Consider the following 14,273-nt stretch of genomic DNA (forward strand, 5'->3'; position numbering starts at 1 on the left):
CGGCCTCAGACCGCCGCGAGTGCCCGGTGCACTGAAGCGACAGCGCTCGCGCCTTCGCCGACCGCGGCCGCGATCCGCTTCATTGAGCCGTGGCGCACATCCCCGGCCGCGAACACGCGGGGGATGCTCGTCTCGAACGCCAGCGGACGCCGCGCCAGTGCCGACCAGGCCGCTCCATCGGCGTCGGCGGGCAAGTCCACGTCGGTCAGCAGGAAGCCGCTGGCGTCGCGTTCGACATTCGGCAGCCACGACGTTCCGGGAACGGCCCCGACGAAGCAGAACAGCGCTGTGGCTTCGACGTCGGCGCTGTCCCCGGTCTCCGACGAGGTGATGGTGATCGACTCGAGGTGTGCGTTGCCGCGAAGCTCGGTCACGTCGCTTGCGGTGTGGATGTGGATGCGCGGGTGCGCCGTGACCCGGTCGGCCAGGTACGACGACATCTTCGATTCGATTGCGGCGCCGCGCACGATCAGGTGGACCGGGCTGCCGAGGTCGGCCAGGTAGATCGCAGCCTGGCCCGCCGAATTCGCCCCGCCCACCACGGCGACAGGCCTGCCCGAACACGTGCGGGCCTCGAGCTCCGTCGCGGCGAAGAAGATGCTCCCGCCTTCGAAGTCGTTCCAACGTTCGAGGGGCAGCCGGCGGTACCGGGCCCCGGTCGCCACGATGATCGCACGTGCGGTGATGCTCTCACCGTCGGTCATGGTGATCTCGGCGCGGTCGGCATGGGCGACGAGGTCGGCGACCTCGGACGGCGCGGAGAGCCGGACGCCGAACTTGAGCGCCTGGACGATGCCGAGCTCGGTGATCTCGGCACCCGACACTCCGGACGGGAAGCCGAGGTAGTTCTCGATCCGGGAGCTCGCTGCGGCCTGGCCTCCGGGTGCGATCGCATCGAGGACCAGCGTCGACAGACCTTCTGACGCCCCATAGATTCCGGCGGCGAGTCCTGCGGGGCCCGCACCGACGACGACCAGGTCGAAGTGGTCACCGGTTTTGCTCCGGTAGGCGAGTCCGACCGCCTCTGAAAGCTGTCTCGTGGTCGCATTGGTGAGGACGAGCGAACGGGTCACCACGACGGGCAGATCGGCCTCGGTCTTGCCCGACGCCGCGAGGGATGTCCGACCCGCCTCGGTCGTCACATCACGCCAGCGATGCGGCAACTCCATGCGCGACGCATATGTTCGCAGCGCCATCGCCTGTGCCGACCCTTCGAATCCGAGGATCTCGGTCGTCTTGTCCGCTGCGGCCATGAGCAGGGCGCGACGCGCCCGGAAGGTTGCGAGGAGCAACGCGGAGAGGGTTCCGTCGCTCGACATGAGTTGCTTGAAGGTGGCGTTGCTGATGCGGCGTACGCGCCCGGATTCGACGACGAGCGCCGTCAGCAGCGAGGCCTGCCCGGTCAGCATGGCGAGTTCGCCGAGGAATTCGCCTTTCTGCCACTGGGCCATCACGCGCTCGGGCGAGGAGACGGTCGCTTCGCGGATGATGTTGACCCGGCCCGACTCGACGACGAACATGTCGATGTCGGAATCGCCGACGCTGAAGAGGCGGGCGCCCTTCTCGAAGTCCTCGGAGACGCCGAGATCGAGTAGACGCTCGAGCGTTTCGGGGTCGAGGACCGGGTTGGCGGCCGTTCCGACCGGAACGCGGAAGACGGGTTTGTCGCTCACCGTTGAACTCGCACTGTGACAGTGGACACGGGACTGATCCTATTGCCCGGAAGCCCGTCTCGCTCCGGTCGGTTATGGATGCGTTCCGCCCGCCGAATGTGAGGACAGCACAGATTCGGCAGCGCGGCGCAGCCACGGATTCTCGTCCTGCCCCCAGCGCGTGACGACGGCGAGCGCGCGCTGCTGTGCGATACCGGTCAGGCGGTCGAGCAGAGGCCGGATGACGTCCTGCGTGAGCGGGTCGGCCAGCGCGGGCAGCGCTGCATCCCGCAAGAATCCTTCGATGCGCGTCAGGTCGGAGTTGCCGAGCAGGGCGACGTTCGACTGCAGCAGCACGACTGCTGCGAGACGCCGTTCGAACACAGGCTCGGCCCACAGTTCGGAGCTGAGCGCAGTGACGTCGTCGTGCGTCAGGTCGCGGTACCGGAGGCGTGCATCCCGAACCGTGCCGCGCACGGCCCCGACCGATGCGCCGTAGAAACGGAGGTTGCTGCCCAGCCGCGACTTCGCATCGACGGCACGATACCCGTCGCCCTCGCGCTGGAGGGCGGCGTCGACGAATTCTGCGGCAGCACTCACCTGACCATTCTCGGTCAGGTTCCGTACAGGCACGGATCTAGCGAATCGCGAACGGTCGGGATACCGCGGCCGGCACGTCGTCAGCGGAACGCCACGACGCCGGACGTGGTGCCGAGGTACAGAAAGCCGTCCGCGACTGCCGGGGTCGCGAAATTCGGAACGGACGAACCCACACTGATCGTCTGCAGGAGCGCGCCGGTCTGCGCGTTGTACGCGCTGAGGGTTCCGTCGGGGTACTGCGCCGCCCAGAGTGTGCTGCCGACGAGGGTGGGGGAGCCATCGGCCCCGCTCATCAGCGGACCCACCGCACCTGTCGCAAGGTCGACCGGCTGGATGCCGCCGCCGCGGCAGGGCACGAAGATCCGCCCGGTGGCCGCATCGTAGGCCGGTCCTCCGTCCGGATCGCTCCCGCAGATCCCGTGGATGGCCGCGGTCTGGGCGAGGGTCGACTGCGAGAGCACATAGCCGACATCCGTCTTGCCGACCGAGAACAACCTGCCATCGGGCAGCAGCACCGGATTGCCCGTTCCGAGGTCTTCGTCACCGCCTGCCGTCTGGTCTTTGAACGCAGCGAGGGGCTGGAGCGTGGGCGAGAGTTTCACCACGCTCTCGGTGAATCTGAGCGGGTCGGGACCGCCGGCAGGCGGATCGGGGTTCGCGTTCCCCGTGCCGACGTAGAGGTCGCCGTTCGCATCGATGGCCGGCGCGCCGCCGCCCATCCAGATCGCTCCTCCCTGGCCATCCGGAGCCGCCTCGAACGAGACCGGGTCGGGCGGACCCGACTCCTCGACGCCGACCACCCACCCGTGGTATTCGCCGCAGTCGCCGAAGTTTCCGCCGAAGCCGATGTAGACGCGCCCGTTGGCGAGCGCCAGCGATGCGCGCTGCAACAGGTTGACCGGACTCTCACCCGGTGGCAGGGACGGATCGACCGCCTCGGAGAGAACCACTTTTCCGGTTGGGATGCTGAAGCCTTCGAGCTGATGGTGCACGGCGCCCCCGCCGGTGCTGACCTCGCCGACCACGAACACCGTTCCGGTCGCTGCGTCGATGACCGGTGTGCTGGTGATTCCGAGCGGATCGATGTTCCCGCATCCCGCGATCGCGTCGACGTTCGTCAGCGGCGTGCCGAGCGACGCAGACCAGGCGAGTTGCCCCGTGGCCGGGTTGAGAGCCACGACCTGGTCGGTCTCCGTCGCGGCGATCAGCAGTCCGTCGGCGACGACGGGCTGGCCGTAGACGGCACCGCCGAGGTTCGCCGTCCATGCACGTGTTGCCGGGGCGTGGGGGAGACTCGCCGCGAGCGCCCCGGTCCTGGCGGAGTCGGCATGGTAGCCGAGCCACGCGTTCACCCCGGGGATCGTGAGGGTGACAGGCGGGCGGATGTCCGTCGCACCGGGCGTCGGCCTCGCCGCCGGCGGGTGGCTGGCCGACGTGTGCGCCGCGTGAGGTGCTGCGGGAGTGCATCCAGCCAGCCCGAGCGCGGCCAGCAATGCCGCGAGGGTTCCGAGCGCGCGCCAGCCCCGGAGTCCGACGGCGTGCGGCCCGCTGGTCATGGCGTCAGCGTAAGCCTTCGCGGCCCGTCGCGCCCGTCGAGCACAGGGAAAGACATGGCATTCCCGCGAAATGACGTGCTTTTTCGTGTGCTCGACGTGCGCGACGGGCTCGACGGGCGCGACGGGCGGGCGGGCGCGCAGCGTCGGACGTCGCGGGTACTGTTCCGGCATGGGCGCAGAACAGGCAGAGGGCGGATGCTCGATCATGCTGGGCGACGGACGCCCCTGCCCCGAACAGGTCGAGCCCGGCTCGCCCCTCAGCCTCTGCAGCAATCACCTGCTCGACGCATACGACTGGGTCTCCCGCGATGTGGGCGTCACCGACCTTCTGCCATCGCCGTGCCTTGCCTGCGGTCGCCGGGTGGGCATCCGCTACCCGTCGGGCTGGATCTGTGCCGCGTGCGAGTGGCGCGTCGGCGACCTGCCCGACCAGGGGATCGTCGAGGTGCGCGTCGACGTCGTCTACTACCTGCGGTTCGACGACCGCATCAAGATCGGCACGTCGAACAATCCGCGCCAGCGGATCGCGGCGCTCCCTCATCACGAGGTGCTGGCGTTCGAGCTCGGGGGGCGGATGCTCGAACAGCGTCGCCATGCGCAGTTCGCCGACCTGCGCATCCCACGCACGGAATGGTTCGAGACCGGTCCTGCGCTGAGCGAGCACGTGGCGCAGCTGCAGGCCGGCGTCGAAGATCCGTGGGCGCAGTACGCGTCGTGGCGCAGCAGGCGGATCGCCCTCAGCGGCTAGTGGGTGGCACGCAGGCGTAAGAATAGAGGCATGACGCCCCCGCGGAACCCCGCCAACGACGCAGCCTTTCCGAAGAACGATCGCGGAAGCGGCTCGCTCAACGACTTCAAGTTCGACTTCGTGCCACGATCGGCCAAGTTGCGCATCCAGCTCGCCGGCAGCGATCCCTACCAGGACGAACTGCGCACCGTGCTCGACGAGAACGGCAGCGACGTGCACACGGCGGGCGGCCAGCGCACCATCGAGGAGGAACGCACGGATGCCCCGATGGAACTGCGCCTCTTCACCGGGCGGCGTGTCAGCGGAGTGGTCGGAACCGTTCCGCGCGGGCTGGAGCCCGCGATCGCCGAAGCGCTCGGCCGTCTGGAACGCGCGAACAAGCCGTTGCGCATCCCTGCCGAGATCGTCACGACGCGACGCGGTCTGCGGGTCGACCTGCTGATCGGCCAGACGCGGGACCTGTGATTCCGGTGACCGGGTGACGATCTCGCGGGCTGAGCTGCTCACCTTCCGCGGCGGGACCCTCCCCGACCTGGTCGGGCCGAACACGAGGCTCCTCTTCGTCGGGATCAATCCCGGCCTGCTCACTGTCGCCGTGCAGGCCCATTTCGCAAAGCGCGGCAACCGGTTCTATCCGGCCCTGTACCGCGCGGGAATCACCGACCGCGTGATTGATGCTGCCGACGGTTTCCGCCCCGAAGATCGCGCTTACCTGCTGGAGCGCGGCCTCGGCATCACGAGTATCGTGCCGTCTGCGACCGCGCGGGCCGACGAACTCACTCGAGACGAACTCATCGCGGGGGGCAGCGCGCTCCGGGAGCGGGTGGAGCGCATCCGGCCCGCCGTCGTGGCCGTGCTCGGCATCACCGCGTACCGCGTCGCTTTCGACCGACCGGATGCGCGGGTGGGCAGGCAGGACGAGACCTGGGGTGACGCTCAGGTCTGGGTGGCACCGAATCCGAGCGGCCTGAACGCACACGAATCGCTCGCGAGCCTCGCCCAGGCCTACCGGGCCATCGCATCCGCCGCCGGTCTTGATCTGTATCCGGAACCGGCGTGACCGTCTCGCCGCCTGACGACCCGACCGCCTGACGAGCCGACCGCCTGACGACTACGAGCTGTACTGCAGGTCGCCGATCGCCGGAAAGTACGGTTCATCGGCGGCGTTGAGGCCCGCCTGTACGAACGTCGCTCCGATGTTGGCGAGCAGGAACATCAGGACGAACGGCGCGGCCGTGCTCCTGCCGGTGATCCGTGAGATGCCGGCCGAGAACTTCCAGAGCCACCAGATGTTGACGATCGGCACGATGTAGAGCCACGTCGTCGGCACGTCCGCATCCCTGGACTTCAGTTCGCCACGGGTCCTGGCGAGCCAGACGATCCAGTAGATGCCCAGGGTAAGGAAGGGTAGAAAGAAAACGGCCGCGGGGGAACGACGCTTCACGGAACTCCTCATCGAGTCGGGTATCGCGCAATGATATCGATCTGAGAGAAGTCGCAGAAAGCCCGTATACAGGGCACATCCGGGGCGTTCTGGCGGCCGCTCGAATTCCGGTCCGGGCGGGCGGCTGTTAGCCTCGATGGGGTATGCAGACCCGACACCGTACCCGATCGCACGGCCGCCGCTCGGCGCGCCGCCCGATCGTGGTGTCGAAAGCGATCGTCAGGCGGGCCGTCCACCACCGCATCGGAGTGGGTGTGACCGCCCTTGCGCTCGTGGCCGGTTTGTCGATCGCGCCGACCGGGCCTGCCCAGGCGGCGACCCTCCCGTCGACGTCGCACGGTCCCGTTCAGGTGTACTACGTGGACGCCCATGTCGCGGCGCCCCCCGTGAAACGAGACGACAGCAGTGCCACCGACGGCGTTCAGACACTGACCACCAACGCGACGAACGCCGACTGGGCGAAACTCGTGATGATGTTCGGCGGCTGGCCGCAGAGCGACAACAACGTGACCGTGATGCTCAGGTGGATGCGCCAGGAGAACGGCCCGCCCGACTGGTGGAACCGCAACAACCCATTGAACAACGGGTACGGTTCGGGCGGCGGCGCGGGTCTCGGAAGCTATCCGGACCTCGTGACGGCGGCGAAGTATGCGGCGCAGAACCTGCAGCGCGGATACCCGGACATCGTCGCGGGCTTCGCCGCGAGCGCGTCACCCGACGTGACCGCAGCCGCGATCTGGGCGTCGCCGTGGTCTTCGAGCCACTACGCCAACGGCGCCCACTGGAGCACGAGCCCTGTCGACGTCGTGCAGGCTCCCGCCTCCGCCTGGTAGCCGCGCCCGAGGCGGGCGCCGGTGCGCCAGCCGCCCCGGGCCTGCCGGCCGCCCCGGCCTGTCCGCCCCCGGCCTGTCCGCCCCCCGGGGCCTGGCTGCCTGTGCGCGTGCCCGCCAGGTCGAGGCGTGCCCGCCAGGTCGAGCTGGCGGGCACGTTCCGAACGGGCGGGTGCACGCCGCCGGGCTGAGCTAGACCCGCTCGGCCTCGAGTGTCGCGCTCGACGCGCGAAGCGTGCGACGCTCGACCACGCTCAGGAAGATGACGAGCGCGACGATGGCCGTCAGGAAGATCGCACTGGTTACGACCGTTCCGAGTCCGAGCCCGCCGTCGGCCTTCGGCTGCGACAGCAGGTCGCCGAGGGATGCGCCGAGCGGCCTGGTCAGCACATACGCGATCCAGAATGCCGCGATCGCATTGAGCTTGAAGGCGTGGTGGGCGAGCGCGACCAGTGCTATCGCCGCGGCGAACACGCCGACCGAGGCCAGGTATCCGAGGTTCAACTGCTCCGCGAGCAGGTCGCCTGCAGCGGTTCCGAGAGCGAACGTGAACAGGATGGCCAGCCAGTAGAAGCCCTCGCGGGTGGTCGAGTCGATCTGGTGGATGGAAAGGGTGCGCTCGCGTGCATACCAGACGATGAACGTCGCAGCGAGGGCGATCGCGAAGACCACGGTCGTCACGACGAGGCTGATCCCCAGGTTGTCCGTGAGGTTGTCGGTGATCAGGGTTCCGAAGATGCTGATCAGGACGACGGCGATCCAGTACAGCGCCGGCGTGTACGCCCGCGACCTGAACTGGAACACCAGTGCGACGACGAGCAGTGCACCCATCACGATGGTCGTGTTGGTCAGTCCGAGGTTGAGGGTGGTGCTCAGGAAGTCGGCTGCGGTCTCGCCGACTGTTGTTGCGAGGACTTTGATGACCCAGAAGGCCCAGGTCGGGTCCGGGACCTTGTTGAAGGTGACGCGGTTGTGCAGGCGGGTGGAACTCATCGGCGGTTTCCTGTCGGTGGGGCGCATCCGTGGTGCGACGTGATTCGAACTTCCGAACGTACGGAAGCGTCGACAAGAACCGACTAAGAATGCGCTAGCGGGATGTATCGGGGGAATCGGCGGACGGCGTCCCGCCCTCGAGCATCCGTGCGTGCATTTCCTTCGTCAGCGTGTGGATCGCGCGGGTGAGTTCGGTGTTCTCCTCGAGCAGCGTCTGCTGCGCGATGTAGTCGTGGTTGGCCTTCGTCTGCTGGAAGCCTGACTGGCGGTTCTGCCCGATCATGACGAACGTCGAGAGGAAGATCGCCTCGAGCGACACGATCAGCGTCAGCGTCGGCCACGGACTCTTCTCGAACACGAGCATCCACACGGCGAAAAGCACGATGTGCAGGTAGACGAACATCATCGAGCCGGCGAACGCCGTGATCGCGTCGGCGATCCGCAGCTGAATGCTCGAGGCGCGACGCTGGGCCTCGGCGAGTACCGCAGGGTGCAGATTCTCGTGCGGGATGTTGGCGAGCAGGCGGCTGGGCCTCAGGTACGGGCGCCGGTGCTCCGGGACGTGTGAAGTGGCGGTGGCGGGGCCGCTCGTGTTCTGGGGGGTCGGTGATCCGGATGTTCCGGACGGGGAAGACGGCTGCGACATCGCTCTGCTCCAGGCTCACGGCGGGTCCGTCCCGCCAGTGAGGTGAGCGTACTGCGAAGGCTTGACGTTGGCTGGGAACGAGGCTGGTCGACGCGCCCCTTGAAGGGTGTTTTTCTGAAATGCGCTCCCACAGGTAGGGTTCCTTCACGGTCTCGATTCGCGACCGGACGAGCATCCGGATCCCGAGGTCGAATCGTGATGAGTCGCTGGCCCTCGACCGGATCGGCGGGAACTCCGATGGCCGATGACCGTGCCGGCCGTCAACGCGGCGGATGGTGGTGGGCGGCAGGCGTCATCGTCGCGGTCGCGATGGTGCTGGGTTTCGCGGACATCCTGGGGGTCGCCCGTGTGCCGATCATCGCGGGGGTTCTCGGTCCGAGGAATGCGCTGACGATCGCGGCCGGCGTCGGCGCGCTGGTCGCGCTCGCCGTGAGCCTCATCCGACCGGTCCGGTTCGTTGCGCTTCCGCTCGCCGTCGCGCTGGCGGTGACGACGGCGATCAGTGCGCCGATCGTGCTCGCCCGCGGAGTGGCGAACACGCAACCCGCGCTCAGCGGCCAGGGGCAGCTGCGCATCCTGTCGTGGAACACCAACGGCGACCTCGTCGCGCCGCAGACCATCGCGGCCGAAGCGACCTCGCTGCGCGCCAACGTGATCGTGCTGCCGGCCATCGATGAGCGGGAGAAGTCGGCGGTCGTCGATGCGTTCGCGAGCCGGCACCTCGCCATGGTCGCGAGCTCGGTTCCTGGTGACGAGGTTCTGGTGCTGACGGATGCGTCGCTCGGTCGGCGGGACACCACGGGCGCCGGCGAGCCGGTCGGTTCTCAGACGCTCGTGCTGCATCCGGACGACAAGGGCCAGCCCGCACTGGTCGCTCTGCACGCCGACCAGCCGACGCTGCGCGGCAACGCAGCCTGGCGTGACGAGCTGGCATGGGTTGCAGACGAGTGCAGCCGGGGCGACGCGATCGTCGCGGGCGACTTCAATGCGACGCTCGATGAGCTGGGCGACGGCGGCCTCGGGGCGTGCCGGGATGCGGCGGCAGTCGTCCACGCCGGGAGCGTCGGAAGCTGGCCCACCGCCGTGCCGACCTGGCTTGCGATGCCGCTGGACCACATCCTCGTCACACCGGACTGGCAGGTCGACAGCTTCACGGTGCTGACCGACGCGGATGGCTCGGGTGCGCGGCACCGGCCCGTGTTCGCTGTGCTCTCGCGCCGCTGAGCAACGCCTGGCGGATGCACGCCGGGGCTGTAAGTCAATCCCTGCCGCGAAAACCGCTGGTGGCTTAGCGTCGTTTCTGTCGCAGTGCGCACCCAAAGCGTCACTGCGCGAGTCCCGGCCTTCCCGCACCGGCACCCCTCAGGCGTCGGGAAGGTCGGGGCGTTCACGAAGTGCGAACCGGTCGTCAGCGGCGGTCGGCGTCCGTGGCAGACTCGACATCTGCAGCCGCCGCAGCATCCGCCGCCCCGTTCGCGCCAGCGCCGCCCCGCGCGCGGCGCCTTTTCCGCGACGCCAGCAGCCGGATCAGCAACGGCACGATCGAGATCACCACGATGCCGATCAGGATGTAGTCGAGGTATTTCGACACGAAGTCGGCGACGCCGGGGATGTGGCCGAGCCAGTACCCGAGCAGCACGACCACGATCGTCCAGACGACTGCACCGATCACGTTGAACAGGGTGAAGATGCCCCGGCGCATGTGACCGACGCCGGCCGCGACCGGTGCAATGGTGCGCACGACCGCCACGAACCGCGCGATCGAAACGGCCGCCGGTCCGAAGCGGTCGAAGAAGTGCTGGGTTCGCAGGACGCTCGCCCTGCTGAACAGTCCGGCTTCCCGGCGTTCGAAGACCGCCGGCCCGGTGCGCCGCCCGATCGTGTAGCCGACCTGGTCGCCGATGATGGCGGCGACGGCGATCGCAGGGATGGTCACCCAGAGCGGCTGCGTGATGTGTCCGGTGAACGTGAGAACGCCGGTGAAGAAGAGGAGCGTGTCGCCGGGCAGGAAGAAGCCGATCAGCAGTGCGGTCTCAGCGAAGACGATTGCGCAGATGATGAGGAGCGCCCAGCCGCCCGACGCGTCGATCAGGGATTGCGGGTCGAGCAGGCCGGCGTGGAGTGCGTGGAGCATGGGTTCCATTCGATCGGGGAGCAGGAGCAGTTCAGCGGGTGAATTCGACGATCAGCCCGCGGTGGGTGTGGATGACGGCGCCGCGTTCCTCGAACCCGAGCCGTTCGAGGTCGCCCGTTCCGTAGGTGTCGGCCTTGCCGCCGTTGACGTATTCGAGCAGCCACACCCTGCGGATGCCGTCGAAACGTCCGAGGGAGGCTGCATGCGCCACACTGTACGCTCGGTCCGCCCATCCGTTGTTCGCCGTGTACGGCACGTCCAGGGTGACGTCGCGGGTGTTCACGAAGCCGGCCGGGTAGGCGTGCATCGCCATGCGCGGCTTCTTCGACGGATGCGCGCCCTCATCGAACACGACCGCATCGCCGGCGACCGCGTGCGATCCGATGACGCTGCTGATGACCGCCCAGTCGCTGTCGTTCTTCGCGTATGGCGTGCGCTGCTCGAAGTAGATCGGAGCCGCCAGCGCCGCGAGAGCGACGAGTGCGACCGCGTCGACCCAGCGCCGTCCGCGTGCGAGCACCTCGATGCCGCAGGCGATCAGGAGCGCCGCGGCCGGCGCGCAGAACGACACGTAGCGGGCCGTGAACGCAGGGATCGCCGCACTCCCGAGCACCAGCACCAGGGTCGGAAGGAAGAGCCAGACGGATGCGACCAACACGAGCGACGGGGTGCGCGTGGTCTCGAAGAACGGGGGCCGCACTCCGGCCTCGGCGCGCCGAACGCGCATCCGGACCACATCCACCATGGCCACCACGATGAGCGCCCAGGCGGCCGCCGCGAACCAGGGGGCACCGAACCAGAGCGAGCTGAACACCGTGTCCGGGCTCAGTTGATCATGCGACGCCAGGTAGGAGATCTGTTTGCGCTCGAGCACGGCGAACACCACCAGCGGGAGGGTGATCGCCGCGGCGATGCCGGCGGTTGTCGCCCACCGCACGAGCAGGTGCCGCGGTGCTCGCACGGCCACGAGGGTCACCGCGTGCACCAGCACGAAGAGCGCCACATACAGGAAGACGTAGATGCCGACAGCGAGAAGGGCCCCATAGGCGATCCAGAGCCAGACGGGGGCCGACTCGCGTCGCAGCAGTTCGAGCAGGATCACCGTCAGCCACGCGACGATGGCCGCACTGAACGCGAAGGATCGTGCCTCCTCGCCCATGTACGTCACCCGGGGGAGAAGTAAGCAGACGACGCCCGCGATGACGCCGAGTCTCGCCGACCCGACCCTGGTCGCCACGACCACGACGGCGGCGACCATGAGCCCGACGGCGATGGCGCTCGGGAACCGGATCGAGAAGGGCGACGGCCCGAACACCGCGACCCACCAGTGCAGGCCGAAATAGTAGGTGCCGTGCACCGCATCCACGTGGCGGAGCATCGCGAAGAGTGAGGGGAGCGGGCGTTCAGCCGACATCAGGCTGGTGACTTCGTCGCCCCACAACGACGGAACCCACGAACCCCACGCTGCGACGACCACGCCGGCGACCCCGAAGAGCGCAGCACGATAGCGCAGCGGCACGGATGCGCGGACTGCGGTGACAGGTGCGGGCTTCGTTGTCCGATCGATGGTCTTCGACATGCAGGACCTCCAGCCGGCGTATACCTCTCGGTCGACCCCTCCAGTCCAGTCATAGTCCTCCCAGAAAGCTCCAAGAAGGGTCCGGCCTGTGAATGCGCTCAGTTTCTTGGAGGCATCTGGGAGGTGGGCGCGGATGCTGGTGGGCGGAGGAATGGACTCATGCGAACGGAGAGACGGATGAACTTGGCCTCGGTTCTTGGTCTGTCCCTGGCCGTGGTGATCGCCTCCCTCGCCTACGCCGTCGCGCTCGTCGTGATGGAGGACACCGACGAGGATGCTGACGCCGACACGTTCGACGGCGACCAGATCACCGAGTTCGACTGACGGGCGGTCGCCTGACGCGCGTTCGCCCTCGCTAGGCGCGCGGCAGGGTGAGAACGAGTGTCGTGCCTTCGGCCGAGGTCGCCGCGACCTCGACGGTGCCGCCGTGCTGGGTGGCGATGTCACGCACCAGTGCGAGCCCGATCCCGAAGCTCGTCCGCGGCAGGGCAGGCGCGCTGGTGGGTGCCGCGTGGGCGAACCGGTCGAAGATGCGTCGCGGCTCGATCCCCTGGATGCCGGGGCCTTCGTCTGCGACAGAGATCGCGACCTCGCGCCGCTCGGTCTTCACGTGCACGCGGATGGTCGTGTCGTTCGGCGAGTGCGCCACCGCGTTGTCGAGCAGGGCCGTCACGCACCTCTGGAGGCTGGTCTCGGGCACGCGGGTCGCCGGCGCCGTGGCATCGCCGTCGGCGGACTCAGCCGTCAGCGCGATCTCGATCCCGCGCGGACGGGCCAGAACGGCCATCGCCTCGACGGCGCTCCGCACCGCCGGTTCGACCGGCACCGGTAGGGATGAGCTGCTGTTCTCGTCGGCGTCGGCCGCGAGCAGCAGGTCGTTCACGATCTCGATCAGTGTCCGGGTGTCATCGCGGAGCTGTTCGACCGTCTCGCGGGAGGGGTCGTTCTCGTCGAGACCCCGCTGCAGGATCTGGAGGCGCGCGTCGAGAACGGCGAGCGGTGTGCGGAGCTCGTGGCTCGCATCCTGGACGAACGTTCGCTGTATGCGCAGGGCGCGACCCAGCGGGAGCACGGCCCGGCGGGTGATCACGAGGCTCAGCACGCCGGCGATCGCGACAGCGAGAACGCCGACGATGATGAAGGCCGTCAGCGCCTCAGTCGTGTCGATGTAGATTTTGTGCTCGCCGGGCAGCGGTTTCTCGCTGAGCTCTGACGGCCGCAGCTGGTCGAGGACGAAGAAGAATGCCGCGCCGACCGCGGCGATGACGAGGGCGCCGGATGCGATCGTGATCCAGAGCCCGACGAACCGGGATGCGCGGCGAACGGCACGCGTGTCGCTGTCGACCACCGCATCCCTCCCGCCTTGTGTACTCCGGCCCTGTCCGTTCATAGCTGACCCAGCCGGTAGCCCTCGCCGCGAACGGTGGCGATGATGTCCTTGTCCGTCTTGCGTCGCACGTAGTGCACGTACGTGTCGACGGTTCCAGGCTGCTCGTCGCTTTCGAAGACGGCTCGAAGAATTGCGTTGCGGCTGAACGTTCGCAGCGGATTCTCGGCCAGCAGTTTCAGCAGTGCGCTCTCGCGCACGGTCAGCTGGATGCGCCCGTCATACGGCGAATAGATACAGCGGCTCTCGGCGAAGAACTCCCACGCGCCGATCGACAGCGACGGCCCCTCGCCCGTGAACGTGCGGAGCAGGGCGCGAAGGCGGGCGAGGAGTTCGTCGAACTCGAACGGTTTCACCAGGTAGTCGTTGGCGCCCGCATCCAGACCGTTCACCCGGTCGGCGACCGTGCCGAGCGCGGTCAGCATCAGGATGGGTGTGACGACACGGCGGGCACGCAACGCCTCGACGACGGCGATACCGTCGCGCCCGGGAAGCCGGCGATCGACGACCATCACGTCGAACTCGTCACCGAGCCCGGCTGTGAGACCGGCATCGCCATCGACCTCGCGCACCACGTCGTAATGCTCGGCGAGGACCTGCTCGATCAGGGGACCCAGTTGCGGGTCGTCCTCGATCAGCAGGAGGCGGGGTCGGTTCTCGTCCATCGCTGCTCAATCTAACGCTTGGCCGATTCTTAGAGACTG

General features: G+C 68.1%; 16 protein-coding genes. 6 read left to right on the plus strand and 10 right to left on the minus strand.

What is annotated here, in order from left to right:
• Window positions 1-5 precede the first annotated feature (5 nt).
• From ACPPVQ_RS02830 to ACPPVQ_RS02840, 3 genes are all read right to left on the minus strand, one after another.
• Window positions 6-1,673, minus strand: coding sequence for an FAD-dependent oxidoreductase (locus ACPPVQ_RS02830; protein WP_426518425.1), 1,668 nt, complete (start codon window positions 1,671-1,673; stop codon window positions 6-8).
• Between the two features lie 72 nt (window positions 1,674-1,745).
• The gene (locus ACPPVQ_RS02835) at window positions 1,746-2,252 is read right to left on the minus strand and encodes a DNA alkylation repair protein (protein WP_426518427.1); all 507 of its coding nucleotides are present in this window, start codon (window positions 2,250-2,252) and stop codon (window positions 1,746-1,748) included.
• A gap of 80 nt (window positions 2,253-2,332) precedes the next feature.
• The gene (locus ACPPVQ_RS02840; protein WP_426518429.1) at window positions 2,333-3,808 is read right to left on the minus strand and encodes a PQQ-binding-like beta-propeller repeat protein; all 1,476 of its coding nucleotides are present in this window, start codon (window positions 3,806-3,808) and stop codon (window positions 2,333-2,335) included.
• Window positions 3,809-3,977: 169 nt separating this feature from the next.
• Here ACPPVQ_RS02840 and ACPPVQ_RS02845 point away from each other — a divergent pair, with 169 nt between their 5' ends.
• The 3 genes from ACPPVQ_RS02845 to ACPPVQ_RS02855 are packed head-to-tail and all read left to right on the plus strand — an operon-like array spanning window position 3,978 to window position 5,616.
• Window positions 3,978-4,556 carry a GIY-YIG nuclease family protein gene (locus ACPPVQ_RS02845; protein WP_426518431.1) on the plus strand — a complete coding sequence of 193 codons (579 nt, stop codon included), beginning with the start codon at window positions 3,978-3,980 and terminating at the stop codon, window positions 4,554-4,556.
• 30 nt (window positions 4,557-4,586) lie between these two features.
• Window positions 4,587-5,021, plus strand: coding sequence for a hypothetical protein (locus ACPPVQ_RS02850; RefSeq protein WP_426518433.1), 435 nt, complete (start codon window positions 4,587-4,589; stop codon window positions 5,019-5,021).
• Window positions 5,022-5,034: 13 nt separating this feature from the next.
• The gene (locus ACPPVQ_RS02855; RefSeq protein WP_426518435.1) at window positions 5,035-5,616 is read left to right on the plus strand and encodes a mismatch-specific DNA-glycosylase; all 582 of its coding nucleotides are present in this window, start codon (window positions 5,035-5,037) and stop codon (window positions 5,614-5,616) included.
• Between the two features lie 51 nt (window positions 5,617-5,667).
• Here ACPPVQ_RS02855 and ACPPVQ_RS02860 read toward each other — a convergent pair whose 3' ends face one another.
• Window positions 5,668-6,000 carry a DUF4234 domain-containing protein gene (locus ACPPVQ_RS02860; RefSeq protein ID WP_426518437.1) on the minus strand — a complete coding sequence of 111 codons (333 nt, stop codon included), beginning with the start codon at window positions 5,998-6,000 and terminating at the stop codon, window positions 5,668-5,670.
• Window positions 6,001-6,143: 143 nt separating this feature from the next.
• On the opposite strand from ACPPVQ_RS02860, the gene ACPPVQ_RS02865 reads away from it, so the two are divergent.
• Window positions 6,144-6,833 (plus strand): hypothetical protein, encoded by a 690-nt coding sequence (locus ACPPVQ_RS02865; protein ID WP_426518439.1) that lies wholly within the window; start codon window positions 6,144-6,146, stop codon window positions 6,831-6,833.
• 189 nt (window positions 6,834-7,022) lie between these two features.
• Here ACPPVQ_RS02865 and ACPPVQ_RS02870 read toward each other — a convergent pair whose 3' ends face one another.
• Both ACPPVQ_RS02870 and ACPPVQ_RS02875 read right to left on the minus strand, forming a co-directional pair.
• Window positions 7,023-7,823 carry a hypothetical protein gene (locus ACPPVQ_RS02870; RefSeq protein WP_426518441.1) on the minus strand — a complete coding sequence of 267 codons (801 nt, stop codon included), beginning with the start codon at window positions 7,821-7,823 and terminating at the stop codon, window positions 7,023-7,025.
• A gap of 94 nt (window positions 7,824-7,917) precedes the next feature.
• Window positions 7,918-8,469 carry a DUF1003 domain-containing protein gene (locus ACPPVQ_RS02875; protein WP_426518443.1) on the minus strand — a complete coding sequence of 184 codons (552 nt, stop codon included), beginning with the start codon at window positions 8,467-8,469 and terminating at the stop codon, window positions 7,918-7,920.
• Between the two features lie 237 nt (window positions 8,470-8,706).
• On the opposite strand from ACPPVQ_RS02875, the gene ACPPVQ_RS02880 reads away from it, so the two are divergent.
• The gene (locus ACPPVQ_RS02880) at window positions 8,707-9,693 is read left to right on the plus strand and encodes an endonuclease/exonuclease/phosphatase family protein (RefSeq protein ID WP_426518445.1); all 987 of its coding nucleotides are present in this window, start codon (window positions 8,707-8,709) and stop codon (window positions 9,691-9,693) included.
• Window positions 9,694-9,877: 184 nt separating this feature from the next.
• On the opposite strand, the gene ACPPVQ_RS02885 is transcribed toward ACPPVQ_RS02880, so the two are convergent.
• Both ACPPVQ_RS02885 and ACPPVQ_RS02890 read right to left on the minus strand, forming a co-directional pair.
• Window positions 9,878-10,603, minus strand: a complete 726-nt coding sequence (locus tag ACPPVQ_RS02885) for a DedA family protein (protein ID WP_426518447.1) — start codon at window positions 10,601-10,603, stop codon at window positions 9,878-9,880.
• A gap of 31 nt (window positions 10,604-10,634) precedes the next feature.
• On the minus strand, window positions 10,635-12,182 hold the full coding sequence (locus ACPPVQ_RS02890) for a glycosyltransferase family 39 protein (protein WP_426518449.1): 1,548 nt from the start codon (window positions 12,180-12,182) through the stop codon (window positions 10,635-10,637).
• A 177-nt stretch (window positions 12,183-12,359) separates the two neighbouring features.
• On the opposite strand from ACPPVQ_RS02890, the gene ACPPVQ_RS02895 reads away from it, so the two are divergent.
• Complete coding sequence (locus ACPPVQ_RS02895; protein ID WP_426518451.1) at window positions 12,360-12,506, plus strand: hypothetical protein; 147 nt, start codon at window positions 12,360-12,362, stop codon at window positions 12,504-12,506.
• Between the two features lie 31 nt (window positions 12,507-12,537).
• Here the strand turns inward: ACPPVQ_RS02895 and ACPPVQ_RS02900 are convergent, their stop codons facing one another.
• Both ACPPVQ_RS02900 and ACPPVQ_RS02905 read right to left on the minus strand, forming a co-directional pair.
• The gene (locus ACPPVQ_RS02900; RefSeq protein ID WP_426518453.1) at window positions 12,538-13,530 is read right to left on the minus strand and encodes a sensor histidine kinase; all 993 of its coding nucleotides are present in this window, start codon (window positions 13,528-13,530) and stop codon (window positions 12,538-12,540) included.
• A 38-nt stretch (window positions 13,531-13,568) separates the two neighbouring features.
• Complete coding sequence (locus ACPPVQ_RS02905; RefSeq protein WP_426518455.1) at window positions 13,569-14,234, minus strand: response regulator transcription factor; 666 nt, start codon at window positions 14,232-14,234, stop codon at window positions 13,569-13,571.
• Between the last annotated feature and the right edge of the window lie 39 nt (window positions 14,235-14,273).

This window comes from Leifsonia sp. McL0618, assembly GCF_049994905.1.
In the GTDB taxonomy this organism is placed as follows: domain Bacteria; phylum Actinomycetota; class Actinomycetes; order Actinomycetales; family Microbacteriaceae; genus Diaminobutyricibacter.